Origin of the sequence: Variovorax sp. EL159 (assembly GCF_900100965.1) — a bacterium.
Classification (GTDB): Bacteria; Pseudomonadota; Gammaproteobacteria; order Burkholderiales; family Burkholderiaceae_C; genus Variovorax.
The window spans coordinates 286,121-311,794 of sequence record NZ_FMUJ01000007.1 but is presented as its reverse complement, the minus strand read 5'-3'; the positions used below and the strand labels follow the sequence as shown (position 1 = coordinate 311,794).

24 protein-coding genes are annotated in these 25,674 nt (G+C 66.9%); 9 read left to right on the top strand and 15 right to left on the bottom strand.

Features of this window, described 5'->3' with window-relative positions; translation table 11 throughout:
• Positions 1–42 precede the first annotated feature (42 nt).
• The gene (locus tag BLQ28_RS27215) at positions 43–1,230 is read left to right on the top strand and encodes a glycerophosphodiester phosphodiesterase (RefSeq protein WP_093246436.1); all 1,188 of its coding nucleotides are present in this window, start codon (positions 43–45) and stop codon (positions 1,228–1,230) included.
• A 13-nt stretch (positions 1,231–1,243) separates the two neighbouring features.
• On the opposite strand, the gene BLQ28_RS27210 is transcribed toward BLQ28_RS27215, so the two are convergent.
• Positions 1,244–2,158: a LysR family transcriptional regulator gene (locus tag BLQ28_RS27210; protein WP_093246435.1), complete on the bottom strand. Its 915-nt coding sequence runs from the start codon at positions 2,156–2,158 to the stop codon at positions 1,244–1,246.
• A gap of 133 nt (positions 2,159–2,291) precedes the next feature.
• Here BLQ28_RS27210 and BLQ28_RS27205 point away from each other — a divergent pair, with 133 nt between their 5' ends.
• The 4 genes from BLQ28_RS27205 to BLQ28_RS27190 all read left to right on the top strand — a co-directional run bounded on the left by BLQ28_RS27205 (position 2,292) and on the right by BLQ28_RS27190 (position 6,591).
• Positions 2,292–3,629 carry a nucleobase:cation symporter-2 family protein gene (locus BLQ28_RS27205; protein ID WP_093246434.1) on the top strand — a complete coding sequence of 446 codons (1,338 nt, stop codon included), beginning with the start codon at positions 2,292–2,294 and terminating at the stop codon, positions 3,627–3,629.
• 39 nt (positions 3,630–3,668) lie between these two features.
• Positions 3,669–4,190 (top strand): nucleoside deaminase, encoded by a 522-nt coding sequence (locus tag BLQ28_RS27200; RefSeq protein WP_093246433.1) that lies wholly within the window; start codon positions 3,669–3,671, stop codon positions 4,188–4,190.
• A 72-nt stretch (positions 4,191–4,262) separates the two neighbouring features.
• Complete coding sequence (locus BLQ28_RS27195) at positions 4,263–5,465, top strand: M20 aminoacylase family protein (protein ID WP_093246432.1); 1,203 nt, start codon at positions 4,263–4,265, stop codon at positions 5,463–5,465.
• A 31-nt stretch (positions 5,466–5,496) separates the two neighbouring features.
• On the top strand, positions 5,497–6,591 hold the full coding sequence (locus BLQ28_RS27190) for a M14 family metallopeptidase (RefSeq protein ID WP_093246431.1): 1,095 nt from the start codon (positions 5,497–5,499) through the stop codon (positions 6,589–6,591).
• A gap of 64 nt (positions 6,592–6,655) precedes the next feature.
• Here the strand turns inward: BLQ28_RS27190 and BLQ28_RS27185 are convergent, their stop codons facing one another.
• Positions 6,656–7,783: an ABC transporter substrate-binding protein gene (locus BLQ28_RS27185; protein ID WP_093246430.1), complete on the bottom strand. Its 1,128-nt coding sequence runs from the start codon at positions 7,781–7,783 to the stop codon at positions 6,656–6,658.
• Positions 7,784–7,834: 51 nt separating this feature from the next.
• On the opposite strand from BLQ28_RS27185, the gene BLQ28_RS27180 reads away from it, so the two are divergent.
• From BLQ28_RS27180 to BLQ28_RS27170, 3 genes are read left to right on the top strand one after another with little or no spacing between them, the layout of a single operon-like run.
• Positions 7,835–9,895, top strand: a complete 2,061-nt coding sequence (locus BLQ28_RS27180; RefSeq protein WP_093246429.1) for a molybdopterin-containing oxidoreductase family protein — start codon at positions 7,835–7,837, stop codon at positions 9,893–9,895.
• Positions 9,892–11,022, top strand: a complete 1,131-nt coding sequence (locus BLQ28_RS27175) for an aminopeptidase (protein ID WP_093246428.1) — start codon at positions 9,892–9,894, stop codon at positions 11,020–11,022. Before BLQ28_RS27180 ends, BLQ28_RS27175 begins: the two co-directional genes overlap by 4 nt.
• Positions 11,015–11,329: a polyhydroxyalkanoic acid system family protein gene (locus tag BLQ28_RS27170; RefSeq protein WP_093246427.1), complete on the top strand. Its 315-nt coding sequence runs from the start codon at positions 11,015–11,017 to the stop codon at positions 11,327–11,329. The genes BLQ28_RS27175 and BLQ28_RS27170 overlap by 8 nt, the downstream gene beginning before the upstream one ends.
• A 36-nt stretch (positions 11,330–11,365) precedes the next feature.
• Here BLQ28_RS27170 and BLQ28_RS27165 read toward each other — a convergent pair whose 3' ends face one another.
• The 7 genes from BLQ28_RS27165 to BLQ28_RS27135 all read right to left on the bottom strand — a co-directional run bounded on the left by BLQ28_RS27165 (position 11,366) and on the right by BLQ28_RS27135 (position 19,752).
• Positions 11,366–12,103 carry an SDR family oxidoreductase gene (locus BLQ28_RS27165; protein ID WP_093246426.1) on the bottom strand — a complete coding sequence of 246 codons (738 nt, stop codon included), beginning with the start codon at positions 12,101–12,103 and terminating at the stop codon, positions 11,366–11,368.
• A gap of 307 nt (positions 12,104–12,410) precedes the next feature.
• Positions 12,411–13,937 (bottom strand): FGGY-family carbohydrate kinase, encoded by a 1,527-nt coding sequence (locus BLQ28_RS27160; protein ID WP_093246425.1) that lies wholly within the window; start codon positions 13,935–13,937, stop codon positions 12,411–12,413.
• Between the two features lie 21 nt (positions 13,938–13,958).
• Entirely contained in the window at positions 13,959–15,089 is a 1,131-nt protein-coding gene (locus BLQ28_RS27155) for an alcohol dehydrogenase catalytic domain-containing protein (protein ID WP_093246424.1), read from the bottom strand.
• Positions 15,090–15,261: 172 nt separating this feature from the next.
• Positions 15,262–16,242: an ABC transporter permease gene (locus BLQ28_RS27150; protein WP_093053717.1), complete on the bottom strand. Its 981-nt coding sequence runs from the start codon at positions 16,240–16,242 to the stop codon at positions 15,262–15,264.
• Entirely contained in the window at positions 16,239–17,729 is a 1,491-nt protein-coding gene (locus BLQ28_RS27145; protein WP_093246505.1) for a sugar ABC transporter ATP-binding protein, read from the bottom strand. Before BLQ28_RS27145 ends, BLQ28_RS27150 begins: the two co-directional genes overlap by 4 nt.
• Positions 17,730–17,794: 65 nt before the next feature.
• Entirely contained in the window at positions 17,795–18,715 is a 921-nt protein-coding gene (locus tag BLQ28_RS27140) for an ABC transporter substrate-binding protein (protein ID WP_093246423.1), read from the bottom strand.
• A gap of 146 nt (positions 18,716–18,861) precedes the next feature.
• The gene (locus BLQ28_RS27135; protein WP_093246422.1) at positions 18,862–19,752 is read right to left on the bottom strand and encodes a helix-turn-helix domain-containing protein; all 891 of its coding nucleotides are present in this window, start codon (positions 19,750–19,752) and stop codon (positions 18,862–18,864) included.
• A 316-nt stretch (positions 19,753–20,068) separates the two neighbouring features.
• Between BLQ28_RS27135 and BLQ28_RS27130 the strand changes: the two genes are divergently transcribed.
• Positions 20,069–21,331, top strand: coding sequence for a CaiB/BaiF CoA transferase family protein (locus tag BLQ28_RS27130; RefSeq protein ID WP_093246504.1), 1,263 nt, complete (start codon positions 20,069–20,071; stop codon positions 21,329–21,331).
• Positions 21,332–21,433: 102 nt separating this feature from the next.
• Here BLQ28_RS27130 and BLQ28_RS27125 read toward each other — a convergent pair whose 3' ends face one another.
• From BLQ28_RS27125 to BLQ28_RS27100, 6 genes are all read right to left on the bottom strand, one after another.
• Positions 21,434–21,694: an acyl-CoA-binding protein gene (locus tag BLQ28_RS27125; protein ID WP_093246421.1), complete on the bottom strand. Its 261-nt coding sequence runs from the start codon at positions 21,692–21,694 to the stop codon at positions 21,434–21,436.
• A 64-nt stretch (positions 21,695–21,758) separates the two neighbouring features.
• Positions 21,759–22,595, bottom strand: coding sequence for a tetratricopeptide repeat protein (locus tag BLQ28_RS27120; RefSeq protein ID WP_176801237.1), 837 nt, complete (start codon positions 22,593–22,595; stop codon positions 21,759–21,761).
• 3 nt (positions 22,596–22,598) lie between these two features.
• A complete protein-coding gene (locus BLQ28_RS27115) occupies positions 22,599–23,306 on the bottom strand; it encodes a TetR/AcrR family transcriptional regulator (protein ID WP_093246419.1) in 708 nt (235 codons plus the stop codon).
• A gap of 125 nt (positions 23,307–23,431) precedes the next feature.
• Positions 23,432–23,947 carry a phasin family protein gene (locus BLQ28_RS27110; RefSeq protein ID WP_093246418.1) on the bottom strand — a complete coding sequence of 172 codons (516 nt, stop codon included), beginning with the start codon at positions 23,945–23,947 and terminating at the stop codon, positions 23,432–23,434.
• An 89-nt stretch (positions 23,948–24,036) separates the two neighbouring features.
• Positions 24,037–24,486 carry an acyl-CoA thioesterase gene (locus BLQ28_RS27105; protein WP_093246417.1) on the bottom strand — a complete coding sequence of 150 codons (450 nt, stop codon included), beginning with the start codon at positions 24,484–24,486 and terminating at the stop codon, positions 24,037–24,039.
• A gap of 168 nt (positions 24,487–24,654) precedes the next feature.
• Positions 24,655–25,548, bottom strand: coding sequence for a LysR family transcriptional regulator (locus BLQ28_RS27100; RefSeq protein ID WP_093246416.1), 894 nt, complete (start codon positions 25,546–25,548; stop codon positions 24,655–24,657).
• Positions 25,549–25,674 lie beyond the last annotated feature (126 nt).

Below are 25,674 nucleotides of genomic sequence, written 5' to 3'. Positions count from 1 at the left end.
GAAGCGGGTACCCTGCTTTTTTTGGACGGAGAAGCAAAGACCATGCGTACCCTTCAGATCGCCCTGACCGCGACCGCCGCCCTGTGCATCGCGGCCTGCAGCACCACCGGCCCCACCAACAAGCTGCTGACGCTCGACGGCAATCCGCCGCTGGTCATTGCCCACCGGGGTGCATCGGGCTACCTGCCGGAAGAAACGCTCGAAGCCTATTCGCGCGCCATCGAACTGGGCGCCGACGTGATCGAGATGGACCTCGTCTCCACCAAGGACGGCGTGCTCATTGCCCGCCACGACCCCAACCTCGCCATCAGCACCGACGTGGCCAAGCACCCCCGCTTCGCCTCGCGCAGGAAGACCATCAAGGTCGACGGCGAAACCCAGACCGGCTGGTTCAGCAACGACTTCACGCTGGCCGAGATCAAGACGTTGGGCGCCATTTCCACCGACGCCGAGCGGCCGCAGGAATTCAACGGCAAGTACAAGGTCGTGACCTTCCAGGAGATCATCGATTTCGCCAAGGCCAAGACGAAGGCGACCGGCCGCACCATCGCGATCTACCCCGAGTCCAAGAACCCGACCTACTTCCGCGAACTCGGCCTGCCGCTGGAAGACAAAATGGTCGCCGCCATCGTCGCTGCCGGCTGGAACAACAAGACCGCGCCGATCTACGTGCAGTCCTTCGAGCCCGGCAGCCTGAAGTACATGAAGAGCAAAGGCCTGAACACCAGGATCATCCAGCTGATCGACGGCGACAGCGTCGACCTGAAGACCGGCGCCGTGACCTTTGCCGTGCCCAGCGACCGCCCCTACGACTGGACCAAGGCCGGCGACAAGCGCAACTTCGACGCCATGGTCACGCCCGCGGGCCTGGCCGAGATCAAGACCTATGCCGACGGCATCGGCCCGTGGAAGCGCTACATCGTCAGCGTCAAGGGCACCATCGGCGCCGACGGCAAGCCGGTCGACGTGAACAAGGACGGCAAGATCGACGACGCCGACGCCACCTCGATGGCCCCGACCACGCTGATCGCCGACGCGCACAAGGCGGGCCTGTTCGTGCACCCCTTCACCTTCCGCAACGAGTCGCGCCGCCTCGCGTCCGACTACAACAAGGACGGCAAGAACGAGTACGGGGCGTACTACAAGCTCGGCGTGGATGGCGTGTTCACCGACTTCACCGACACCGCGCTCGCCGCGCGTGCGGACTACCTGAAGAGCATCGGCCGTTAAGGTCCGGCGGCTTTCAGAAGGTGGTCGGATGGCCGGCGCTGTCGGTCTCCGATACCTTGAAGCGCGCCAGCTCGGCGCGCAGCCAGGTGCCCGCCTTGCCCAGCGGGCGCGCCTTGTTCCAGAGCAGGTCGACGCCCAGCAGCCAGTCGGTGTGCGGGTAAGCGCCCAGCTGTAGCTCGACCAGCTCGCCGTCGGCCAGCTCGCGCTGCACCAGCCGCCTGGGCAAGGTGGCCCAGCCCAGGCCGGCGCGCGTCATCTCCAGCAGCGCCAGGTAGCTCTCGGCGCGCCAGCATCGCGTGGCGCCCAGGTACTCGGTGGTGGGCAGCCGCTCGCTGTGCGCGCTGAAGGCGAGCCGGCGATGCCGGTGCAGGTCGGTGAAGTTCACCGTGGGCATGGCCGCCAGCGGATGCCCGCGCGCTGCCACATGCGCCATCACCAGCTTGCCCATCTGCACGAAGTCGAGTTCGTGCGCGTAGCCCGGCTGCGCGAACCCGATGCCGATCTGCGCCTCGCCTTGCTTCACCAGCGCGCTGACATCGCCGTGCAGCGGGTGCCGCACTTCCAGATCGACATACGGGAACTGCTCGGCAAAGGCCGCGAACGCCGGCATCAGCACGTTGTAGGGAATCTCGATGGCCAACGTGAGGCCCGACTCGACCGACTCCGACAGGCTCTGCGCATGGCCTTCCAGCGCCAGGCAGCGATCGAGCACGCCATGCGCCTCGCGCAGCATGCGGTGGCCCGCCTCGGTGAGCGTGGGGATCTTGGTCGCGCGGTCGAACAGGGCCACGCCCAGGTCGACTTCGAGGTTGCCGATGGCCGCGCTCACCGTCGACTGGGTCTTGCCCAGCTGGCGCGCCGCCGCTGAAAAAGAACCGGCCCGCGCCACGGCGGCAAAGGTTTCGAGCTGCTCCAGCGAATAGCGCACGGCGTCCTTCTTCCATCGAAAAAAACGATGAATACTAACTTTGACTCCCGATGGAGGCCATCGATCATCCGCCCGTCTGGCCACAGAAGCCGGACCGGCAAAAAGACGAGAACCCACAACGCGGAGACTTTCGATGACGCTTTCTTCCGGTGTCCACCCCGTGGACGAAGTGCTGCCCTCGCGGCAGATGGCGACCTATGGCCTGCAGCACGTGCTGGTGCTCTATGCGGGCGCGGTGGCGGTGCCGCTGATCCTGGGCAGCGCGCTCGGGCTCACGCAGGCGCAGGTCGTGACGCTGATCAACGCCAACCTGCTGACCTCGGGCATCGCCACGCTGATCCAGACCCTGGGCTTCTGGAAGTTCGGCGCGCGGCTGCCGCTGGTGCAGGCCTGCTCGTTCATCGCGCTGGCACCGATGATCATGATCGGCAAGGAATACGGGCTGCCCTACGTGTTCGGCGCCGTCATCGCCGGTGGCGCGATCACGGTGTTGCTGGCACCGGCCATCAGCCGGCTGCTGCGCTTTTTTCCGCCGGTGGTGATCGGCAGCCTCATCACCGTGATCGGCATCTCGCTGATGCCGGCCGCCGCCATCTGGCTGGGCGGCGGCAACCCCGATGCGGCCGATTTCGGCAGCGTGCCGAACCTGCTGCTCGGCCTCGTCACCATCGCCATCACGCTGTTCGTGTATGCCCGCTTCAGCGGTTTCGTCGGCAACCTGGCGGTGCTGCTGGGGCTGGTGGCGGGCACGGCGATTGCAGCGGCGTTCGGGCTCACCGACTTCGTGCAGGTGGGCCATGCGGCGTGGTTCGAGGTGAGCGCGCCTTTCGCATTCGGCCTGCCCGCGTTCGGGCTGGCCCCGATCCTGATCATGACGCTCGCAATGCTGGTCATCATGGCCGAGACCACCGGCAACTGCCTGGCCATCGGCCAGATCGTCGGCCGCCCGTCGACCCAGTCGACGCTGGGCAACGCCTTTCGCGCGGACGGCCTCTCGACCATGATCGGCGGCGTCTTCAACAGCTTTCCGTACAACGCCTTCACGCAGAACACCGGGCTCATCGCGCTGTCGGGCATCAAGAGCCGCTACGTGGTGGCCTCGGCGGGCGCGATCATGGTGTTGATGGGGCTGTTTCCCAAGCTCGGCGCGTTGATCGCGTCGGTGCCGCGGCCGGTGCTCGGCGGCTGTGCGATCGTGATGTTCGGCATGACGACGGTGGCGGGCATCCAGGAGCTTTCGCGCGTCAGGTTCGAGGGCACGCGCAACGCGATCATCGTGGCGGTGTCGGTGAGCGTGGGCGTGCTGCCGATGTCGTTCCCCGCACTGTTCGCGCATGCCAGCGGGCCGCTCAAGCTGGTGCTTGAAAGCGGCATCTTCCTGGGGGCGATCACGGCGGTGCTGCTCAATCTGCTGCTGAACCGGGGCGCCGCGACGGTGACCGAAGAAGCGCCCGTTGCCGTGGCGCGTTGATCCAAACAAACTTTTTTCTCCTGACGAAGCTCTACCGACATGAACCACAGCCCGCACAACGCCACGCCCGCCAACCTGTCCGCGCGCGACCTCGAACTGCTGCGCATGACCATCGCGCTGTCCGAAGAATCGAAGGCCCGCGGCCGGCATCCCTTTGCCGCGCTGGTGGCCGACGAGCACGGCGAAGTCGTCGTGACGGCCGGCAACAACTCGATGCCGCCCGAAGGCGACCCCACGCAGCACGCCGAACTGGTGGCGGCCGCGCAGGCGGCGCGCCGGCTCACGCCGGAGCAGCTGGCACGCTGCACGCTGTTCACCAGCGCCGAGCCCTGCTGCATGTGCGCCGGCGCCATCTACTGGACCAACATCGGCCGCGTGGTCTATGCGCTTTCGGAACACGCGCTGCTCGGCCTGACCGGCGACCATCCGGAAAACCCGACCTTCTCGTTGCCGTGCCGCGAGGTGTTCGTGCGCGGCCAGCGGCGCGTCGAAGTGGTGGGTCCGCTGCTCGAAGACGAGGCCGCAGCGCCGCATCGCGGCTTCTGGACCGCGGGCCACTGACACGCCGACTGCGTGTTTTCCGCCGTGTCCTGAAATGCCGGAGTGGATAGACTGGCGTTTTGAGACCACGCCATGAAACTCATTGATTCCCTCGTCACGCAGGCGGCCGGCATTGCCGCCGTCCGACGTGACCTCCACGCTCATCCCGAACTCTGCTTCGAAGAAGTCCGCACCGCCGACGTGGTGGCAGGCAAGCTCACCGAATGGGGCATTCCCATCCACCGGGGGCTTGGCACCACGGGCGTGGTCGGCATCGTCAAGAACGGCACCAGCAACCGCGCCGTCGGCCTGCGCGCCGACATGGACGCGCTGCCCGTCACCGAGCTCAACACCTTCGCGCATGCCAGCAAGCACCACGGCAAGATGCACGCCTGCGGCCACGACGGCCACACGGCGATGCTGCTGGCGGCCGCGCAGCACCTCGCGAAGAACCGCAACTTCGACGGCACCGTCTACCTGATCTTCCAGCCGGCTGAAGAGGGCGGCGGCGGTGCCCGCGAGATGATCAAGGAAGGGCTGTTCGAGCAGTTCCCCATGGACGCCGTGTTCGGCATGCACAACTGGCCCGGCATGGCCGCCGGCCAGTTCGCCGTGAGCCCCGGGCCGGTGATGGCGTCGGGCAACAAGTTCTATCTCAATGTGATCGGCAAGGGCGGCCATGCCGCGCTGCCGCAGACGGGCGTCGACCCGGTGCCGATCGCCTGCGAGATCGTGCAGGCCTTCCAGACCATCCTTACGCGCAAGATGAAGCCGACCGACTCGGCCGTGATCTCGGTCACCACCATCCACGCGGGCGAAACCAACAACGTGATTCCCGACAACTGCGAGCTGTCGGGCACCGTGCGCACCTTCTCGATCGAAGTGCTCGACATGATCGAGGCGCGCATGAAACAGATCAGCGAACACATCTGCGCGGCGCACGACGCCACCTGCGAGTTCCGCTTCGAGCGCTACTACCCGCCGACCATCAACACCGAGGCCGAAGCCGACTTTGCGCGCCGCGTGATGGGCGGCATCGTCGGCCCCGAGAACGTGTTGAAGCAAGAGGCCGCCATGACCTCGGAAGACTTCGCCTTCATGCTGCAGGCCAAGCCCGGTGCCTATGCCTTCATCGGCAACGGCGACGGCGCGCATCGCGACGTGCACCACGGCGAAGGCCCGTGCACGCTGCACAACGCGAGCTACGACTTCAACGACGACCTGATCCCGCTCGGCGCCACCTGCTGGGTGCAGATCGCCGAGCAGTTTCTCAAGCCCGGCGGCGCTGCTGCCTGATCGCCTGATTCAACCGGAGGTCGAGCGTCACATGATCGGAATAGCCGAAGCCTTTTCGCCGCGCTACGCGCAGGCACGCCAGAAATTCCTGCAGGGCTGCGTGAGCGCCGGCCTCACGGTCGAACCGCATGCGCACCCACTGAAGGGCCGCGACGGCGAAGAGCTGTCGATGGACGTGGCGCTCGACGGCAATGCAGATGCCGAGCACCTGCTGATCGTCACCAGCGCCTGCCATGGCGTCGAAGGCCATTGCGGCAGCGGCGTGCAGGTGTTCGCGCTGCACGATGCCGAATGGCGCGAGAAGGCCAAGGCGCAGGGCGTGGCGGTGCTGTATGTGCATGCGCTGAATCCGCATGGTTTTTCGTACGGCCGGCGCGTCACGCACGAGAACGTCGACCTGAATCGCAATTTCCTCGACTTCTCCAAGCCGGTGCCGGTGAACGAGCCCTACGCCAAGCTGCACCCGCTCTTGTTGCCCGACACCTGGCCGCCCACGCCCGACAACCAGGCCGCGATTGCGAAGTGGATCGACAAGCACGGCGCCACCGCCTTCCAGGCGGCCGTGACCAGCGGCCAGTACCAGTTCGACGATGGCCTGTTCTTCGGCGGCAAGGCGCCGACCTGGAGCAACAAGACCATCCGCGAAGTGCTGCGTCGCCATGCGGGCCGCGCACGCCGCGTGGCCTGGATCGACCTGCACACGGGGCTCGGCCCCAACGGCCTGGGCGAACGCATCTTTGCCTGCCGCGACGACAACGTGGCCTATGCGCGTGCCAACGCCTGGTGGGGCACGCCCGCGGCGCCGGTCACGTCGATCTACGACGGCTCATCGACCTCGGCGCTGCTGCGCGGGCTGATGTGGGACGCCATGTACGAAGAGTGCCCGCAGGCCGAGTACACCGGCATCGCGCTCGAATACGGCACGTTGCCGATGCTCGAAGTCACGGGCGCGCTGCGCGCCGACCACTGGCTGCACAAGCACCCGGAAGCGCCGGCCGATCTGGCCGATGGCATTCGTGCGCGGATGGTCGAGGCCTTCTACACCGACACCGACGCGTGGCGTGGGCAGATCGTCAGCCAGGCGCGGCAGGCGATGTTCCAGGCCGTGGATGGGCTCGCTGGTTGAACAACTGACCGACCGGCCTGCGTCAGTACGAGCGCAGCGCACACGCCCCGAACAACGCTGACCGCTAAGTCCTGACCCGCCCATCCCCCGTCAGCATCGACAGCTCGACAAACTTCGAGCCCACATGGTTCTTCGGCGAGAACGACACCTCGAAGCCGCCGAACTGCTGGCGGTCGATGCTCTCCAGCCCCGCGACCAGCCCATCTCGCGTGGCCTTGCCCGGTGCCTTGCGCAGCCCCTCCGTCAGCACCTTCGCGGCCAGATAGCCTTCCATGCTCGAGAAGTTCGCGCTGGCACCGCCGCCCGCCTTGCGCACCGCCTCGGCGAATTCGCGCGTGATCGCGTTGGCCGGGTTGTAGGGCGAGGGCACCACCTGCGTCACCATCACGCCCGCTGCCTCCTTGCCCAGTTCATCGGCCAGCGCCTGCGTGCCGACAAAAGACAGGTTGATGAAGCTGCCGCCGTAGCCCGCCTTGCGCGCCTCGCGGATGAAGGCCGCGCACGCCTTGTAGGCGCCAACCTGGACCACTGCGTCGGGCCGCGCCGCCACCAGCGTCTTCACCGCCTGCGCCACGTCGGACGAGTTGCGCTCCACCGTGGCCAGCGCCACCGGCTTCAGCTCCTGCTGCGACAACGCCAGCGTCACGCCGTCGAGCCCGGCCTTGCCATAGGCGTCGTTCTGATAGAAGACCGCGATCTTCTTCAGGCCCAGGTGCGTGAGGTGCTTCACCATCAGCGCCGTTTCGTCGTTGTACGACGCGCGCAGGTGAAACACGTTCTTGTGAAAAGGCTCGCGCAGCGACATCGCGCCGGTGAACGGTGCGATGAACGGCACCTTGTCCTTCACCGCCAAGGGCAGCGCGGCCAGGCTGGTCGGCGTGCCGATGTAGCCGAACAGGGCGAACACGTCTTCCTCGATCAGCTTGCGGGTGTTGGCGGCGCAGCGGTCGGGCTCGTAGCCGTCGTCCAGGTTCTTGATGACCACATCGCGCTGGCCCGGCTGCGCGTTGTACTGGTCGAGGAACAGCTTGGCGCCCTGGTGGAACTGGATGCCCAGTTGCGCCGCCGGCCCGGTGAACGGCGCCGACTGGCCCAGCACCAGCGGTGCCTCGCTCTGCGCCTGTGCCATGCCGAAGCCGCCCAGCGTGGCGGCTGCCCCGACGGTCAAGGAAAAACGCCTGCGATTCAACATCGTGAAAACCTCCCTCCGCGCTCTGGCTTGCGCACAAATTAGACTCGGCCGATGGCCCACGCACCGGATACCTTGCTCGAAGAAGCACCCCAGCCCGTCACCTCCACCGTGCTGGGGGCCTGCCCTCATGACTGCCCGGACACCTGCGCGCTGGTGACCACCGTCAAGGACGGCGTCGCCGTGAAGTTGCAGGGCAATGCCGCCCACTCGCACACGGGCGGCGTGCTGTGCACCAAGGTGTCGCGCTACATCGAACGCAACGACCATGCCGAGCGGCTGGTGCAGCCCCTCAAGCGCGTCGGCCCCAAGGGCAGTGGCCAGTTCGAGCCGGTGTCGTGGGATGCCGCTCTGGACGACATCGCCGCGCATCTTCGGTCATTGCAGGGCGATCCTGAAGCAATTGTCCCCTACAGCTATGCGGGCACCATGGGCCTGGTGCAGGGCGAATCGATGGACCGGCGCTTCTTCCACAAGCTGGGCGCCACGCTGCTGGACCGCACGATCTGCTCGATGGCCGGTGGCGAGGCCATGGTCTACACGCTGGGTGCCAAGGTCGGCATGCGGATCGAGTTCTTCGCCGAGGCGAAGCTCATCCTCATCTGGGGCAGCAACTCCATCGCCAGCAACCTGCATTTCTGGCGCCATGCACAGGCCGCCAAGCGCGCTGGCGCGCGGCTGGTGTGCATCGACCCACGCAAGACCGAAACCGCCGACAAGTGCGACGAGCACATCGCGCTGCTGCCCGGCACCGACGCCGCGCTCGCGCTGGCGCTGATGCACGAGCTGATCGTGCACGACTGGCTCGACCACGACTACATCGCCAGCCACACGCTGGGCTGGGAGCAACTGCGCGAGCGCGCCCTTCAATGGCCGCCTTCGCGCGCGGCGCAAGTCTGCGGCGTACCCGAAGAGCAGATCGTGGCGCTGGCAAAGGCCTACGGCACCACCAAGCCCGCGGCCATTCGCCTGAACTACGGCATGCAGCGCGTGCGCGGCGGCGGCAACGCAGCCCGCGCCATCGCCTGCCTGCCCGCGCTGGTCGGTGCCTGGCGCGACCGCGCGGGCGGCCTGCTGCTGAGCAGTTCGGGCCACTACCCGGTCGATCGTGCCGCGCTGCAGCGGCCCGACCTGATGGCCGGCCGCCGGCCGCGCACCATCAACATGAGCACCATCGGCGACGCGCTGCTCGACACCGCCAAGCCGGTGAAGGCCATCGTGGTCTACAACAGCAACCCCGTGGCCGTGGCGCCCGAGTCGGCCAAGGTGGCAGCGGGCTTCGCGCGCGAAGACCTCTTCACCGTGGTGCTGGAGCAGTTCCGCACCGACACCGCCGACTACGCCGACTACCTGCTGCCCGCTACCACGCAGCTGGAGCACTGGGACATTCACTGCAGCTACGGCCATACCGACGTGTTGCTCAACCGCCCGGCCGTGGCGCCGCGCGGCGAGGCCCGCAGCAACGCCTGGGTGTTCCGCGAGCTGGCGCGCCGCATGGGTTTCGACGAGCCCTGCTTCTCGGAAAGCGACGAGTCGCTGTGCCGCACCGCCTTTGCCGAAGACAGCATCGACTTTTCGCAGTTGCTCGCGCAGGGCTTCACCAGCGTCAAGCTGCCCGAAGCGCCCTTTGCCGAAGGCAAGTTCCCCACGCCTTCGGGCCGCTGCGAATTCTTCAGCGGGCGCCTGCAGGCCATGGGCATGGACGGCCTGCCCGACCACGTGCCCAACTGGGAGCCGGCCGGCAGCTCGACCGAGTTCCCGCTCGCGATGATCTCGCCGCCCGCGCGCAACTTCCTCAACTCGACTTTCGTCAACGTGACGAGCCTGCGCGCCATCGAGGTCGAGCCGCTGCTCGAAATCCACGAGGCCGACGCCGCCGCGCGCGGCATCGAGGACGGCGCCATGGTGCGCGTGTTCAACAAGCGCGGCGAGCACCGTTGCCGCGCCGAGGTCTCGCGCCGTGCGCGGCAGGGCGTGGTGCATGGCATGGGCATCTGGTGGCGCAAGCTCGGCGTGGACGGCACCAACGTCAACGAACTCACCAGCCAGCGCCTGACCGACATCGGCCGCGGACCCACCTTCTACGACTGTCTGGTGCAAGTCGAAAAAGCATGAGGCCCCTGTTCGCCTTGACGCTGGCCGGTGCGGCGCTGCTGTCGCTCTCCGGCTGCGCCGACCTCGGCTACTACTGGCAATCGGCCAGCGGCCACATCGGCATCATGCGGGCCGCCAAGCCCGTGCCCGAGTGGTTGGCCGACCCGGCCGTGTCGGCGCAGCTCAAGGCCAAGCTCGAACTCACGCAGCGCATCCGCAGTTTTGCGGTGACCGAGCTGGGCTTGCCCGACAACCCCAGCTACAAGTCGTACGCCGACCTGCACCGCGCCGCCGCCGTGTGGAACGTGGTGGCCGCGCCGCCGTATTCGCTCACGCTCAAGAGCTGGTGCTTCCCGGTTGCAGGTTGCGTGGGCTATCGCGGCTACTACGACGAGGCCGCGGCCAAGGCCGAAGCCGAGGCGCAGAAAAAGCTCGACATGGAAGTGGCGGTGTACCCCGTGCCCGCGTACTCCACGCTGGGCTGGATGAACTGGGCCGGCGGCGATCCGCTGCTGTCCACCTTCATCGGCTACCCCGAGGGCGAGCTCGCGCGCATCGTGTTCCACGAGTTGGCGCATCAGGTGCTCTACGTGGCGGGCGACACGGTGTTCAACGAGTCGTACGCCACGGCGGTCGAGCGCATCGGCGGCGCGATGTGGCTGCAGCGCGAAGCCGGCGAGGCGGCCCGCCGCGAATACAGCCAGTTCGACGCGCAACGCCAGGACTTCCGGGCGCTTGCGCTCAACACCCGCCGCGCGCTGACGCAGGTTTATGAATCGCCGCAAGCCAAGGCCAAGGACTGGGCCGCGGTGGAAGTCATGAAGCAGGCCGCCATGGCGGACTTTCGCGCGCGCTACGCCAAGCTGCGCGAAGGCTGGCCCGGTCCGCGCCAGGGCGCTTACGACGGCTGGGTGGCGCGCGCCAACAACGCGGCCTTCGGTGCGCAGGGCGCCTACGACGACCTGGTGCCCAGCTTCGAGAAACTTTTCGAGCGCGAAGGCCATGACTGGCCGCGCTTCTACACTGAGGTCCGGCGCATTTCCAGATTGCCGACCGAGGAAGAACGCCGCAGCGCGCTGCAGGCGGCCACCGGTATCCTGCAAACCCACAGCGACCACAACGACAAAAACGGAGATCACGGTGCCTGACATCCATATCGAACGCAACCACACGCTGGGCATTGCCGGCGCACGCGAAGTCGCGCGCCAATGGGTGCAACAGGCCGAGCAGGAGTTCGGCCTCGAGTGCGCCTACACCGAAGGCAAGGACCGCGACACCGCGCAGTTCACCCGCGCCGGTATCGACGGCACGGTCGAGGTCACGGCCAGCACCTTCACGCTCGATGCCACGCTGGGCTTTCTGTTCAGCAGCTTCAGCGAACAGATCGAGCAGAAGATCACGCGCAACCTCGATGCGCTGCTCGACGCGCCGCAGGGCGGCAGCCGTTTCGCCTGAGCGGCTTTTCTTTCTTCTCTCTTCCTTCTTTTTCTTTCAGACGATGGTGTAGCCGCCGTCTACCGGCAGCGCCACGCCGCTCACCATCGACGCACCGTCGCTCAGCAGGAACAGGACGGGCGCGACCACTTCTTCCACCTGTGCGAAGCGGCCCAGCGGAATACCACGGATCGCCGCCGCGCTCTTGACCGGATCGGCCCAGGCCTGTTCGGCCATGGGCGTGAGGGTGACGGTCGGGTTCACACTGTTGACGCGAATGCCGTGCGGCCCGAATTCGAGGCACAGCGAGCGCGTGATCGCATCCATCGCGGCCTTCGACGCGCAGTAGCAAAGATGCGCGTCGAGCGCGACCAGCGCGGCCTGGCTCGACACGTTGACGATGCTGCCGCGCACACCGGCCGCGATCATGGCCTTGCCGCAGCGCGAGGCCACCAGAGCGGCGGCGCGCGCGTTGACGGCCATCACGGCGTCGAAGTTCTCGGCCTTCAGGTCGAGGGCCGATTCGAGCAGGGCGATGCCGGCGCAGTTCACCACGAGGTCGAAGGCTGGCAATGCGGCGAGGGCGCGTTCCAGTGCGGGGGCGTCGGCGACGTCGAGCACCAGCGGTATGCAGCCTGCTTCGGCCTGCAGCGCATTCAGTGCGGCTGCGTTGCGTCCTATGGCGGTGACCTGCGCGCCCGATTGCGCGAGCCGCACCGCTACCGCGCGGCCGATGCCGCTGCTCGCACCGGTGACGAGTGCGCGCTTGCCGGGGAAGTCGAAGGAGGTGGTCATGTCAGTGGGTCTGCTGGGTGTTGTGTTCAGGGCGCGTGCGAATGACATCGGGTACTCCCCTCCGCGAATGTCCCCCGCTTCGCTCCTCCTTTATTTCGCTGCGGGGAGCACCCGATGCCATTCGCACATGAGCGCTGCGGTTGTGCGGGCCGATCAACGGCCGCGTCCATCGATCACGTCGATGGTGTGTTCTGCGCAGCGAAATAAAGGAGGAGGGGCGCAGCCCCGGGGGACATTCGCGGAGCAGAGCACGCCGTCGGCGTGAGCGCGCCCTGAACGGCAGCGCCCCGAATCGAATGGACGGAGTTCATTTCAGCCGATGCATCGCATCCCGCAGCGCGGGGTAAAGCGACTTGTAGATCTCGAAGCGCTCGCGATACACCGCCTGCGCCGAAGGCTCCGGCCGCGCTCGCTCCACCAACGTGACCCAGCCGCGCTCGGCCGTTGCTGCATCGACCAGCCCTGCGCCCAGCGCAGCAAGCATTGCCGCACCCAGCGCCGCTTCGACCTCTTCCTCGATGGTGAACACCGGGTAGCCGGTGATGTTCGCCACGATCTGCATCCACAGGTCCGAATGCGCGGCGCCGCCGACCACGATGAGTCGGTCGTCCAGCGGCTGCCCGCTTTGGCGGCCGGCCTCGATGTTGTGCTGCAGCGCGAAGCTCACGCCTTCGAGCACCGCGCGATACAGATGCGCGCGGCTGTGCGCGAGCGACAGGCCGATGAAGGCACCCTTGGCCTGCGCGTCCCAGATCGGGCTGCGCTCGCCCATCAGGTAGGGCAGGAAGACCAGCCCTTCCGCGCCGGGCGGCACGTCGACGGCCTTGCGCTCGATCAGCGCGTGCGCATCTTCTCCGGTGCGCGCGGCCTCGGCGATCTCGGCCTGGCAGAAGGTGTCCTTGAACCAGGTGATGGCCGCACCCGCCGTGATCGCACCGCCGAACACATAGCTGCGGTCGGCGCCGCGGTACACATGGGGCATGGTGATGAGCTTGTGCCGCGCGTCGACCGTCGGGCTCACGAAGCCCCAGCACATGCTGGTGCCGATCATCGCCACGTGGTCGCCGCTGCCGGTGACGCCCGCGCAGAAAGTGGCCACGGCCGCATCGACGCCGCCCGCCATCAGCGGCATGCCTTCGGCAAGGCCGAGCTTCACGGCCCATTCCGCACTGAGGCCACCCACGATGTCACTCGACTCGACAAGGCGCGGCGGCATCATGCGTGCCGGAATGCCGAGCATGTCGAGCGCTTCGCTCGACCAGCGGCGCCGCGCCGCGTCGTACACGCCGCCGATGTTGCCGGCCGAACTGTGATCGACCGCAAGCTCGCCGGTCAGGCGCCAGTTGATGTAGCTGTTGGGCGGCAGGAAGTACGCGGTCCTGGCCCACACCTCGGGCAACTGGTCGCGAATCCACAGGATCTTGGTGAAGCCGTGGTAGCTGTCGACGCCGTTGCCGGTGATGGCTTCGAGGCGCGGCACATCGACGTTTGCGTTCACCCAGGCGACCTCGGCGGTGGCGCGCCGGTCCATCCAGATCAGGCAAGGGTGCAGCGGTTGCATGGCCGCATCCACCGGGATGCCCGCGCCACCGTAGAGGCTGCTCACGCACATCGCTGCAATGTCGGAAGGCGCGACGCCGCTTTGTGCGACGCAGATGCGAACGCTCTCGCACACCGCGTCGAACCACACCGCGCAATCTTGTTGCGCCCACAACGGCTTCGGCGTTTCGGGCTGGTAGGCCACGCTGTGTTGCGAATGCACCTTGCCGTCGATGCCGACCAGCAGGCACTTGGTGCTCTGCGTGCCGATGTCGATGCCGATCACGTATTTCATGGTTGGCTGTCTCTCGGTTTCTCAGGATCTGGGCTGCGGCTTGAGCAGCACCTTGATGGAATCCAGCGAGTTTGCCAGCGCAAAGGCGCGTTCCCATTCGGTCAGCGGAAAGTCGTGCGTCACGATGCCCTTCGAGGTGACGAGGCCGCGCGCCAGCAGGTCGATGGCGATGGGGTAGCAGTACGGCCCCAGGTGCGCGCCGCGCACGTCCAGCTCCTTGCGGTCGCCGATGATCGACCAGTCGGCGCTGGTCTCCGAGCCGAACACGCTGAACTCGACGAAGCGGCCGAGCTTGCGGATCATCTCCAGCCCCTGCGTCACGCCGATGGGCGCGCCGGTGGTCTCGATGTACACGTCGCAGCCGTAGCCTTCGGTCAGGCCCTTGACGATGGCGTCGGCGTTCTCGGTCTTGGGGTTGATGGTCACGTCGGCGCCGAACTGCTTGGCAAGTGCGAGGCGCTCGGGCACGAGGTCGATCACGACCAGCTTCTTCGGCGTCTTCAGGCGCGCGGCCTGCACCATCATCAGGCCCAGCGGGCCGGCGCCTGCGATCACCACCACGTCGTCGAGCTGGATGTCGCCGCGGTTCACCGTGTGGATCGCGCACGAGAGCGGTTCGATGATGGCCGCGTCTTCGAGCGAGATGCCGTCGGGGATCTTGTGCACGCGCGAGGTCGGCGGCAGCCGCATGTAGTCGGCCATGCCGCCATCGGCCACGATGCGCTGGAAGCCGAAGATGTTGTGCACCTCGCACATCCAGTATTTGCCCGAGGTGCAGAAGCGGCACTTGCCGCAGGGCACGATCTGCTCGGCGATCACGCGGTCGCCTTTCTGCACGCCGAAGTGTTCTGCCGCGCCTTTACCGAGTGCTTCGACGTACCCGAAGAACTCGTGGCCAGGAATGACTGGTGCCTTCACCCACGAAGGCTGTCCGTCGCCGCCCCAGAACATCTTCGCGCCCGAATGGCACTTGCAGTCCGAGGCGCAGATGCCGCAGGCGGCGATGGAGATCAGCAGTTCGTTCGCGCCGATGGTGGGCATGGCCACGGTTTCGAGGCGGTAGTCCTTGGGGCCGTGGCAGACGACGGCTTGCATGGCGGCGAGTTCGCCGATGGCGCCTGAGGCGTTGGGCTGGAGTTTTTGGTACGACATGGGGTCCTTGTGGTCGGAGGGTGTGTTGGGTTTTGGCTTTTGGTTTTTCTCCCTCTCCCTCTGGGGGAGGGCAGGGGTGGGGGCAAGCGGCGTCACTACTGGGCACGCTCTGGCTGCCCCCATCCCAGCCTTCCCCCAGAGGGGGAAGGAGCAAGACAGAAGGAAAGAGGGGTCAGCGCTTGGCTTCCCGGCTGATGAAGATCGCGAGCAAGACGATCCCGCCCTTGATGATCAATTGCAGATACGGCGACACACCGATCATGTTGAGACCGTTGTTCAGCACGCCGAGCAGCAGCGCACCGACCAGCGTGCCGACGATGGCGCCGCGCCCGCCGGCGATGGACGTGCCGCCCATCACCACCGCCGCGATCGCGTCGAGCTCGAAGCCCACGCCGACACCGGGTTGTCCGCTCGTGACGCGCGCCGCCTGCACGATGCCGGCGATGGCCGCTGTGAGGCCGCTCAGCGCATACACCAGCAGCTTGTAGCGCGACACGCGCACACCCGACAGCCGCGTGGCTTCCTCATTGCCTCCGATGGCATACACATAACGGCCGAACGGCGCCATGTTCAGCAGCACATACGCCACGAGGTACGTCGCCAGCATGATGAGGATCGGCACCTTGATGCCCGCCAGCACGCCGCCGCCGAGAAAGGCGAACGAGTCGGGCAGCCCGTCGATGGGGTAGCCGCCCGTGTAGATCAGCGCGATGCCGCGCGCAATGCCCATGGTGGCCAGCGTCACGATGATCGGCGGCATGCGCAGGTAGGCCACGCAGTAGCCGTTGAACAGGCCGATGACCACGCCGACCGCCAGCCCGAGTGGCACCGCGAGCATCGGCGGCAGTCCGAACTGCACCATCATTCCCGAGGCCAGCGTGCCCGAGAGCGCCACCACCGCACCGACTGAAAGATCGATGCCCCCGGTGAGGATCGCGGCCGTCATGCCCACCGCGATGATCGCGTTGATCGACGACTGCAGCGCGATGTTCTGCAGGTTGCCCCACGAGAGGAAGTTGTCGGTCGCGACGATCATGAAGACCGAGATCGCGACCAGCCCCACCAGCGGCAGGAAGGCCGTCGAGCGGCGCAGCTGGGTGAAGAACCCGCCGGCGGGCGCCGGTGGCGTGGGGTGAGTGGCGGTGGCATTCATTGCGGGCCCCCTGTCGTTGCGTGGCGCATGATGTCGCCGGAGTTGATGGAGTCGCCCTCGAGCGTGGCCACGATGGACCCGCCCGAGAACACGGCGACGCGGTCGCACATGCCGACGATCTCGGGCAGCTCGCTCGAGATCATCACGATGGCCTTGCCCTGCTGCGTCAGTTCACGCATGAGGCCGTAGATCTCTGCCTTGGCGCCCACGTCGATGCCGCGCGTCGGCTCGTCGAAGATCAGCACCTCGCAGGCGTGGCCGAGCCAGCGCGCGATCACCACCTTCTGCTGGTTGCCACCCGAGAGCGTGGCCACGCGGGTCTCGATGTCGGGCGCCTTCACGCCCACGCGCTTCGCAAGCTCGGCGGCCGACTGCTTCTCCGACTTCTGGCTCACCAGCCCGGCGCTCCGGTGCTTGCCGAGGTTGTTCATCGAGATGTTGAAGCGGATCGTGAAGTCGGTGATGAGCCCCTCGACCTTGCGGCTCTCGGGCAGCAGGCCGATGCCGTTTTCCAGCGCCTGCGTCGGGTCGTTCAATCGCACCGGCTTGCCGTTGCGCAGAACAGTTTTTCGATGCACGCGGTCGGCGCCCATCATTCCCAGTGCGAGTTCAGTGCGGCCCGAACCCACCAGCCCCGCGAAGCCGAGGATCTCGCCTTCGTGCAGGTCGAAGGCGTTGACCGGCCCGCCTTTGGTGAGCTGGATCTCCGGCACTTCGAGCACCTTGCGACCGCGCGGCGCGGGCTGCGGCTTGGGCGGAAAGTTGTGCTCGATGCGGCGGCCCACCATCATCTCGACCAGCGCATCCACGTTCGTTGCGCCCACGTCCGCATGCCCTGCATTGGCCCCGTCGCGCAGCACGCTGATGCGGTCGCACACCTCGAAGATCTCGTCCAGGTGATGCGAGATGAAGATCATCGCCACGCCCCTGGCGCGCAGCTCGCGCATGATCTTGAAGAGGTGCCCGGCCTCGTTCGGCGTGAGCGTGGCGGTCGGCTCGTCGAGCACCAGCAGCCGCGCCTTCAGCGACAGCGCCTTGCCGATCTCCACGAACTGCTGCTGCGCCACCGAGAGCCGGCAGATCGGCACGCCCAGGTCGATCTGCACGCCCAGCTCGTCGAAGAGCTGCTGGGCCGAACGCTTCATCGCCGCCTTGTCCATCAGCCCGAAGCGGTTCTTCAGGTAGCGGCCCAGGAAGATGTTCTCCACCGCGTTCAGGTACGGCACCAAGCTGAACTCCTGGAAGATGATGCCGATGCCCGCCGCGATCGCGTCGTTGTAGCCCGCGAACCTGCGCTCGCTGCCTTCGATGAAGATGCGGCCCTCGTCGGCCTGGTAGATGCCGCCGAGGATCTTCATCAGCGTCGACTTGCCCGCGCCGTTCTCGCCGAGCAGCGCATGCACCTCGCCCTTGCGGATCGAGAGGTCGATGCCCGCGAGCGCCTTCACGCCGGGGAAGCTCTTGGAGACGCCTTCGAGCCGCAGCATCTCGGCGTTGTCGTTCGTGGTCACGGGCTTGCCTGCCTGCTTGCTTGCTTGCTTGTTTGCGCGGCTTACCAGCTGAAGGTCTTGGCGCCTTCGGCGTCGATCAGCTTCACGTCGACCGGCACGGCGGCCGGCACGTTGGCGCCCCACTTCTTCGCCAGCGCAATGCCGATGGCCAGACGGATCTGGTCGCGCGGGTACTGCGCTGTGGTCGCGATGAACTTGGAGCCCGGCTTCTGCATGGCCTTGATGGCCTCGGGCGCGCCATCGACGCTGGTGAGCTTCACGTCCTTGCCGCTGGCCTCGATGGCGGCGAGCGCGCCCATCGAACCGCCGTCGTTCACGCTGAAGATGCCCTTCAGGTTGCCGTTGGCCTGCAGGATGTTCTCGGTCACGGTGAGCGCGGTGGCGCGCTCCTGCTTGCCGTTCTGCGTGCTCACCACCTTGATGCCGGGGTACTTGGCGAGCGCTTCGCGGCAGCCCTTCACGCGCTCAAGAATCGGCACGACCGGAATGCCGTCGAGGATCGCCACGTCGCCCTTCTCGCCGATGTTCTTGGCAAGGTACTCGCAGGCCAGGCGGCCCGCGTCGGTGTTCTTCGAGCCCACGAACGAATCGACCGGGCCCTGCGCATTCGCATCGACCGCCACCACGATCAGCCCCGCCTTCTTGGCCGAGCGCACGGCCGACTGCACGCCGGTGGAGTCGGTCGGGTTCAGCAGCAGGATGTCGACCTTCTTCTGGATCATGTCTTCCACGTCGCCGATCTGCTTGGCCACGTCGTGCCGCGCGTCGGTGGTGACCACGGTGGCGCCGATGCTGGCGGCGGCTTCTTCCAGCGCCTGCTTCATCGTCACGAAGTAGGGGTTGTTCAGTTCCTGGAAGGTCATGCCGATGCGCAGCGGCTGCTTCGGTGCCTGCGCCTGCACGGCGGATGCAGCGCACAGCAGTGCGGCGGTGAGGGCGGTGGCTTTGAGGATGTTCTTCATGGTGGCTGTCTCCTTGGGTTTGTGACTGGCTGGCTGATGGACTGATGAACTGACTGACGGTCGAAAAAACGCGGACAAAGGCTCGCCCCACGCGGCACCCGAAGGCGCCGCGCTGGTGACGACACGGGGAACACGGAAAGAGCCGGCTACGGCGGGCTGGCGGCACGCGAGGCCGCGGCCTGCATGCGATGGAAATTGCGGAACTTGGTCGGCGGCATGCGCTTGTGCAGGAGGAACTGCCGGTTGAAGTTCGACACGTTGTTGAAGCCCACGTCCATGCAGACGTCGAGCACCGGCTTCTCGCTGCTGGTGAGCAGCTCGCAGGCGCGGCTGATGCGCAGCCGGTTCACATAACGCACGAACGACTGGCCCGTGTGCTTGCGGAACGACCGCGAGAAAGCGCTCGGGCTCTGGCCCACCAGCTCGGCCAGCATCGGCTCGCGCAGGTCGTCGCCCAGGTTGGCGGCGATGTGCGCCAGCACGTTGTTGATCGCGTGCGACATGAAGGCCTTGGGGTCGGGCTTGAAGGCGGGGCTGGCGAGCCGCTGGCGGTCGCTGCTGTCGACCAGCAACTCGAGCAGCGACAGCAGCAGGATCACGCGGCGCAACCCGCGCGCCTCAAGCAGCGATTCCATGATCGGCTTGGCGGCGACGGCGGTCTCGGCGGAAAAGAGCACGCCCGCGCCCGACTCGGCCAGCAGCGGCACGATGCGCTGGAACTCCGGGAAGGCCGCGGCCATGTGATCGGGCAGCGTGGCCGGGAACTGGATCACGATGCCGCGCCGCTCGACGCTCTGGCCTGCGGGCACGTCGCTGATCCAGTTGTGCGGCAGGTCGGGGCCCATCAGTACGAGGTTGCCGGGCTCGAAGTGGCCGACGTGGTCGCCCACGAAGTACACGCCCTTGGTTTCCACGATCAGCTGGATTTCGTATTCGGGGTGGAAGTGCCAGCGCACCGTGCGATACGGATAGCCGTGCGCCCAGGCGGTGAACGACTCGTCACCGCGGACTTCGACGATTTCCAGATCGGGTTGCATGGCGTTCTTCTTTCCTTGTCTCTTTGTTGACTTGTTTGTCGTGCATGGCGACGTGTGACAGCGTGGGGCGGACTGTACGAATCGCCCAGGACGTCAACAACCAGAGATGGCGCTCCAGATTGATACTTTTTTGACCCGAGGGCAAGCCACGGAAGCTGTGCATTGCGTTGCAGCAAAGTGCTTTCTCCCCGGTGGGAGAAGGGCGCACCGGGGCGATTGCTGCACTGCAAAAGGCGCGGCAAATGCGGTGTCAAGAATTCATAGGTGTTTTCCCGCCCCGAGGCGGATGGCCGGCGGCACGGCACACTCTGGCGTCATGACGGAAACCGCTTCTTCCTCTTTCTCTTCCTCCTCTGCCGCAGCCCCGGCCAAAGGGCCGCTGGCCGGCCTCAAGGTCGTCGAACTCGGGCAACTCATTGCGGGGCCCTTCGCCGCGCGCACGCTGGCCGACTTCGGCGCGGAGGTCATCAAGATCGAGCCGCCCGGTGCGGGCGATCCGCTGCGCACCTGGCGGCTGCTGAAGGACGGCACCTCGGTCTGGTGGCAGGTGCAGTCGCGCAACAAGCGCTCGCTGGCGCTCGACCTGCGCGAGCCCGAGGCGCAGGCCATCGTGCGCCAGCTCGCGGCCGAGGCCGATGTGCTGATCGAGAACTTCCGCCCCGGCGCGATGGAAGGCTGGGGCCTGGGCCCCGATGCGCTGCTGGCCGCCAACCCCGCGCTCGTGATGCTGCGCATCAGCGGCTACGGACAGACCGGCCCCTACCGCGATCGCCCCGGCTTCGGCGTGGTGGCCGAGGCCATGGGCGGGCTGCGCCATCTCACGGGCGAACCGGGCCGCGTGCCGGTGCGCGTGGGCGTGTCGATCGGCGACACGCTGGCGTCATTGCACGGCGTGATCGGCGTGCTGATGGCGATGCAGCACCGGCATGCGACGGTGAGCGCCGAGCATCCGAAGGGCGTGGGGCAGGTGATCGACGTGGCGCTCTATGAGGCGGTCTTCAACTGCATGGAAAGCCTGCTGCCCGAGTACAGCGAATTCGGCGCAGTGCGCGAGGCGGCCGGCAGCGCCTTGCCCGGCATCGCGCCGACCAATGCGTACCGCTGCGCGGACGGCGGCTATGCGCTCGTCGCCGGCAACGGCGACAGCATCTTTCGCAGGCTCATGGAATGCATCGGCCGGCCCGATCTCGCGGCCGATCCGGCGCTGTCGGGCAATGCCGGGCGCGTGGCGCAGGTCGGAATGCTCGACGCCGCCATCGGCGACTGGACCGCGCAGCGCACGGTGGACGAAGTGCTGGCTGTGCTCGATGCGGCGCATGTGCCGGCCGGGCGCATCTACACCATCGCCGACATCGCGGCCGATGCGCACTACGCCGCGCGCGGCATGCTGCAGCAGGTGACCATGCCCGACGGCAGCGCGCTCGCGGTGCCCGGCTTCGTGCCCAAGCTGTCGCTCACGCCGGCCAGCCACCGGCACAACGCGCCGGCGCTGGGCGCGGACACCGATGCGGTGTTGAAGGAAATCGGCTTGAGCGCCGAGCAGATCGCCGCGCTGCATGCGCGCGGGATCGTTGGCTAGCCTTCGTGAAACACCGCGGAACCGGCTTTGCCGGGTCGTCGGTGTTGCCCCCGGAAGGGGGTTGGCGCAGCGACACGAAGTGCGCGCAGCCTGGGGGAGAGCCTAGCCTGCTCGGAGCGATTCGATGAGGTCGATGTATTTTTGTTTCGCCTCGTCGGCGCTCGCGCCCTTCTGGGCGGTCCAGGCGTCCCACTTGGCGCGCGCCACGATGTCGCTGAAGCTGGGCTTCTTGGCGGCGTTGTCGCCTTCGGTGGCCTGCTTGAACAGGCCGTAGATCTTGAGCAGGGTCGGGTTGTCGGGGCGCTCGGCGAGCAGCTTGGAGTTGGCCTGGGCGGCTTCGAACAGGGTGTTGAGATCGGACATGGCGGTCAAATTGGAATGCGGAAAACGCGCATCTTAAATGCCGCGGTACCCATGGGTACCAAAGTCAGTCGCGCAACCCCACGCGCGCCAGTTCCACGTCCAGCCGCTCCCGTGCATCCGCCGGCTTCAGCGCCGCGGCCTTCTCGAAAAGCCGCGTGGCTTCGCCCATGCGCGATTCGCCATGCAGCATCGCGAGCGCGCGGGCGTACTCCATCATTCCGGCGGCCGAATCGGGGTGCAGTTCGAGGCCGCGCTCGAACAGCTCGATCGATGTCTCGGCCCTCACGCCGTAGGTCATGCGCCCGACCAGCGCGCCGACCTTGTCGATCACCTCGGCATGGAAGGCCGCCAGCGCGAGGTGCGCGTCGGCGTGCCGGGGCTGCAGCGCGATCACGCGTTCCAGCGCGCCCTTGAGCTTGCTGCCCAGGCCCTGCGCCAGCGCGCGTGCCACGCTGATGCCCTGGCTGTAGCGGCCCAGCGCATAGGCCTGCCAGTAGAGGGCGTGGCAGTTCTCGGGCTCGGCCGCCACTTGTGCGCCGGCGCGCTCGATCACCTGGCGGAACATCGACAGGCGCATGGCCTCGCGCGGCTCCAGGTAGTTGGCGTAGATGGCCGTGGCCTGGTTGGCGAGCACCAAGCCGTCGCCGCCGTGCCGCAATCCGAGCGCGGCGGCGCGTTCGAACTCGCCGCTGTGGAACAGGGCCCAGCCTTCGGCGAGCGGCGAATCCTCGGCCGGCGGCGGCAGTCCGTTGCCGGCGTGCAGGCGCTGCCAGTGCGGCAGCACGCTGCGGGCGTCGTAGCGCGGCGCATCGGCGTAGGGCAGGGGCGTCCAGGGTTCCGCGTTGGCGGCAACCGGACTGGCGGACATCAGCGAGAGCGGTTTGAAGTCTGGGTGAGGCATGGTCTAGACCGCCATATCGACAGTGGGGGCCGAGGCGCTGCCGCCTTGGGCTGCATCTTCTCCGTTGTAGGCGTTGCTCAGTGCCAGCAGATGCCGCCGCTGTTCGCGCCCGAGGTAGGGCGCCAGCAGGTGCAGCGTGTGGTGGCCGCCGCGCAGCAGTGCGCCCTGTGCATGCGCGGGCTCCAGCGCCTCGCGCGGATTGCGCACGTACTCGTAGCTGAGCCAGTAGGTCAGCACCACGACCATGCTCTGCGCGAGCGTGTCGACCTCGTGCGCGTCGATCTCCAGGTGGCCGGCGCGGCTGAGGCCCGCGATCAGTTGGCGGATGGCGCGGGCCTTGTTCTTCAGCACCAGCTGGAACTGGGTCTCCAGGTGCCGGTTCTTGCTCAGCAGGTCGTTGAGGTCGCGATACAGAAAGCGGTAGCGCCAGATCAGCTCGAACAGGCTGTGCATGAAGAACCATGCGTCTTCCACGTCGTGCACGCCTTCGCTGGCGTGCAGCAGCTCGTTGAGCTCGGCCTCGTAGCCTTCGTAGAGCTTGTTGATCAGCTCTTCCTTGGCGGGGTAGTGGTAGTAGAGATTGCCCGGGCTGATGTTGAGCTCGCCCGCCACCAATGTGGTCGAGACGTTCGGTTCCCCGAAGCGGTTGAACAGGTCCAATGCGGCTTCGAGGATGCGTTGCGCTGTGCGGCGTGGCGCCTTCTTTGCCATGTCGGTGCCCCCGTGTGTCTCGTGGTCTCTTGGGGACACTCTAGCGTATGTGCACCGCACCATGAACGGTGCGGGCCATGTTTTGCGGCGCTGATTTTTTGTGCAGTGCCGCAATCTCGGCAGGCTCAGCCGGCGTTGCCGCTCTTGTTGCGGCGCACGGTTTTCTTGGCTGGGGCGACGGGCGCCTTGCGTGCCGCAGTCTTGCGCGCGGCGCGTGCCGTCTTGGCGGGCGTGGCGGTTTCGCTGCCGGCGCCACCGCGGTGCTTCAGCTGTGCTTCGAGGGTGTCGATACGGGCCTGCAGCGCGGCCACGTCGGCGGCCGAGGGTACGCCGAGTTTTTCGAGCGCGCGCGCCACGCGCTCCTCGAAGATGTTCTCCAGCTTGCCCCACTGGCCGGCAGCCTTGGTGCCGAACTCGCTGGCAAAGCCCGCCATGCGTTGCTGGGCCTGCGCCAGGGTTTCTTCAGCGGCCTGCTGGGTCTTCTTCTGCATGCCGGCGCCGTCCTTGACCAGCGCCTCGAAGGCCTTGCTGCCTTCTTGCTGCATCTTGGCGAAGGCGCCGAGGCCGGCCAGCCAGATCTGCTGGGCGGAATCCTTGATGCGGTCGGAGGCTTTGTTGCTGTCGTCGTCGGCGGTGGCCATGCGGATGTTCCTTGAAAGAGGCGTCGAATCGCAGGACTCTAGCCGCCCGCGGCCCCTGCCGTTAGAGCTTTCCGCCTAGCGGGGAAAGGTCAGGGCGTGGCACCGGCCGCGCGGCTGGCATCGAGGTGCGTCTTGGCGCGCTCGGCCAGGGCCATTTCGCCGGGCGTGCCGGGCACGAAGCTCTCGACCGGCAGCGGCCGTCCGTGCGAGTCGACCGAGACGAACACGATGAGGCATTCGGTGGTCTTTTCCATCGCGCCGCCCTTCATGTCGCCGCTGCGAACCTCGACCGAGATGTTCATGCTGGTCTTGCCTGTGTAGGCCAGGCGGGCTTCGACCTCGACGAGGTCGCCGATCATGATCGGCCGGTGAAAGCGGATGCTGCCGATGAACGCGGTGACGCAGTAGCGCTTGGCCCAACTGGTCGCGCAGGCGTAGCCGGCTTCGTCGATCCACTTCATGACCGTGCCGCCGTGGACCTTGCCGCCGAAGTTGACGGTGCTGGGTTCGGCGAGGAATCGCAGGGTGATGGAAGACATGGCGCGCCTTTTTGTGTGGGCTGTAGGGTGGGGAGCCGCGATTATGCGAGTGGCTGCCGTCTGCTTCGGCGCCGCTCGTCTCCCGTGCATGCTCGCCTGTCTGCAAGGCTTGTGCCAAGGGGCCTGTTCAGGGCGTGGGCGCACCCCGAACAGCAGCGCCCAAAAAATTCAGCCGTTGAACAACTGCGCCATCGTCCGCCGCAGCCACGCATTGCCAGGGTCCGCATGAAAGCGCTCGTGCCAGTGCTGCTTGACCGCGTAGTCCGCCAGCGTGAAGGGCGGCTCCAGCAGCTTCACCGGCTCCTGCGTGGCCAGCACCTTGCCCAGGATGCGCGGCACCACCACGATCAGCTCGGTGTGCGCCACGATGCGCGCCACGCTCAGAAAGCTCGACAGCCGCACCACCACGTCGCGCTTCAGCCCCAGCCGCGCGATGGTCGTGTCGACGATCGCGTGGCCCGTGCCCGACGTCGACACCACCGCGTGCGCTTCCGCCTCGAAGCGCTTGCGCGTGAGCCGGGCGCCGATGCGCGGATGGTTCTGCGCCGCCAGGCAGACGAAGTTCTGCATGAACAGCGTCTGCTGATAAAAGCCCGCGTCCAGCTGCGGCATGAAGCCCACGGCCAGGTCGACCTCGCCGTCCTGCAGCCGACGGCCGCTGATCGTGGAGATGATCTCGGTCTCGATGTGCACGCCCGGCGCCACATGCCGCAGATGGTCGAGCAGGCCCGGCAGCAGCACCACCTCGCTGATGTCGGTCATGCAGATGCGAAAGCGCCGCTGCGCCTGCGCCGGATCGAAGCTGCTGCGGTTGCCCTGGGCCTGCGCCAGTTGCGCCAATGCCTCGCGCAGGTTGGGGTAGATGCGCTCGGCATGCGGCGTGGGCTGCATGCCCTGCGCGGTGCGGGTGAACAGGCGGTCGTCGAAATGCGCGCGCAGCTTGTTGAGCGCCGTGCTCGCCGCCGCCTGCGCCATGCCCAGCCGCTCGGCCGCCTTCGAGACATTGCCGGTCTTGTAGACCTCGTCGAACACGGCGAGCCATTCGAGATCGAGCTTGGACATGAGGGGCTTTTCCGAATGCGAAAGACACCATTATCCGAATTTGCAATTCCGGGTATTGGCTATCGGTCTTGAGGAAATAGTGGTGCGGATCAACAATGCCGCCGCTGGCGTTCATCGCCGGCGCCC

What these genes read in the sequence shown, in the direction of transcription:
- BLQ28_RS27165 (WP_093246426.1), bottom strand. Translation starts at nt 12,103, where the DNA reads ATGACCACCTCCTTCGACTTCCCCGGCAAGCGCGCACTCGTCACCGGT.
- BLQ28_RS27110 (WP_093246418.1), bottom strand. Translation starts at nt 23,947, where the DNA reads ATGGCCACCGCCGACGACGACAGCAACAAAGCCTCCGACCGCATCAAG.
- BLQ28_RS27145 (WP_093246505.1), bottom strand. Translation starts at nt 17,729, where the DNA reads ATGCTGCGGCTCGAAGGCGTCTCCAAGAGCTTCCCCGGCGTGAAGGCG.
- BLQ28_RS27135 (WP_093246422.1), bottom strand. Translation starts at nt 19,752, where the DNA reads ATGCAACCCGATCTGGAAATCGTCGAAGTCCGCGGTGACGAGTCGTTC.
- BLQ28_RS27155 (WP_093246424.1), bottom strand. Translation starts at nt 15,089, where the DNA reads ATGTCGTACCAAAAACTCCAGCCCAACGCCTCAGGCGCCATCGGCGAA.
- BLQ28_RS27215 (WP_093246436.1), top strand. Translation starts at nt 43, where the DNA reads ATGCGTACCCTTCAGATCGCCCTGACCGCGACCGCCGCCCTGTGCATC.
- BLQ28_RS27150 (WP_093053717.1), bottom strand. Translation starts at nt 16,242, where the DNA reads ATGAATGCCACCGCCACTCACCCCACGCCACCGGCGCCCGCCGGCGGG.
- BLQ28_RS27130 (WP_093246504.1), top strand. Translation starts at nt 20,069, where the DNA reads ATGACGGAAACCGCTTCTTCCTCTTTCTCTTCCTCCTCTGCCGCAGCC.
- BLQ28_RS27190 (WP_093246431.1), top strand. Translation starts at nt 5,497, where the DNA reads ATGATCGGAATAGCCGAAGCCTTTTCGCCGCGCTACGCGCAGGCACGC.
- BLQ28_RS27120 (WP_176801237.1), bottom strand. Translation starts at nt 22,595, where the DNA reads ATGCCTCACCCAGACTTCAAACCGCTCTCGCTGATGTCCGCCAGTCCG.
- BLQ28_RS27125 (WP_093246421.1), bottom strand. Translation starts at nt 21,694, where the DNA reads ATGTCCGATCTCAACACCCTGTTCGAAGCCGCCCAGGCCAACTCCAAG.
- BLQ28_RS27100 (WP_093246416.1), bottom strand. Translation starts at nt 25,548, where the DNA reads ATGTCCAAGCTCGATCTCGAATGGCTCGCCGTGTTCGACGAGGTCTAC.
- BLQ28_RS27140 (WP_093246423.1), bottom strand. Translation starts at nt 18,715, where the DNA reads ATGAAGAACATCCTCAAAGCCACCGCCCTCACCGCCGCACTGCTGTGC.
- BLQ28_RS27205 (WP_093246434.1), top strand. Translation starts at nt 2,292, where the DNA reads ATGACGCTTTCTTCCGGTGTCCACCCCGTGGACGAAGTGCTGCCCTCG.
- BLQ28_RS27185 (WP_093246430.1), bottom strand. Translation starts at nt 7,783, where the DNA reads ATGTTGAATCGCAGGCGTTTTTCCTTGACCGTCGGGGCAGCCGCCACG.
- BLQ28_RS27105 (WP_093246417.1), bottom strand. Translation starts at nt 24,486, where the DNA reads ATGTCTTCCATCACCCTGCGATTCCTCGCCGAACCCAGCACCGTCAAC.
- BLQ28_RS27180 (WP_093246429.1), top strand. Translation starts at nt 7,835, where the DNA reads ATGGCCCACGCACCGGATACCTTGCTCGAAGAAGCACCCCAGCCCGTC.
- BLQ28_RS27160 (WP_093246425.1), bottom strand. Translation starts at nt 13,937, where the DNA reads ATGAAATACGTGATCGGCATCGACATCGGCACGCAGAGCACCAAGTGC.
- BLQ28_RS27175 (WP_093246428.1), top strand. Translation starts at nt 9,892, where the DNA reads ATGAGGCCCCTGTTCGCCTTGACGCTGGCCGGTGCGGCGCTGCTGTCG.
- BLQ28_RS27195 (WP_093246432.1), top strand. Translation starts at nt 4,263, where the DNA reads ATGAAACTCATTGATTCCCTCGTCACGCAGGCGGCCGGCATTGCCGCC.
- BLQ28_RS27200 (WP_093246433.1), top strand. Translation starts at nt 3,669, where the DNA reads ATGAACCACAGCCCGCACAACGCCACGCCCGCCAACCTGTCCGCGCGC.
- BLQ28_RS27115 (WP_093246419.1), bottom strand. Translation starts at nt 23,306, where the DNA reads ATGGCAAAGAAGGCGCCACGCCGCACAGCGCAACGCATCCTCGAAGCC.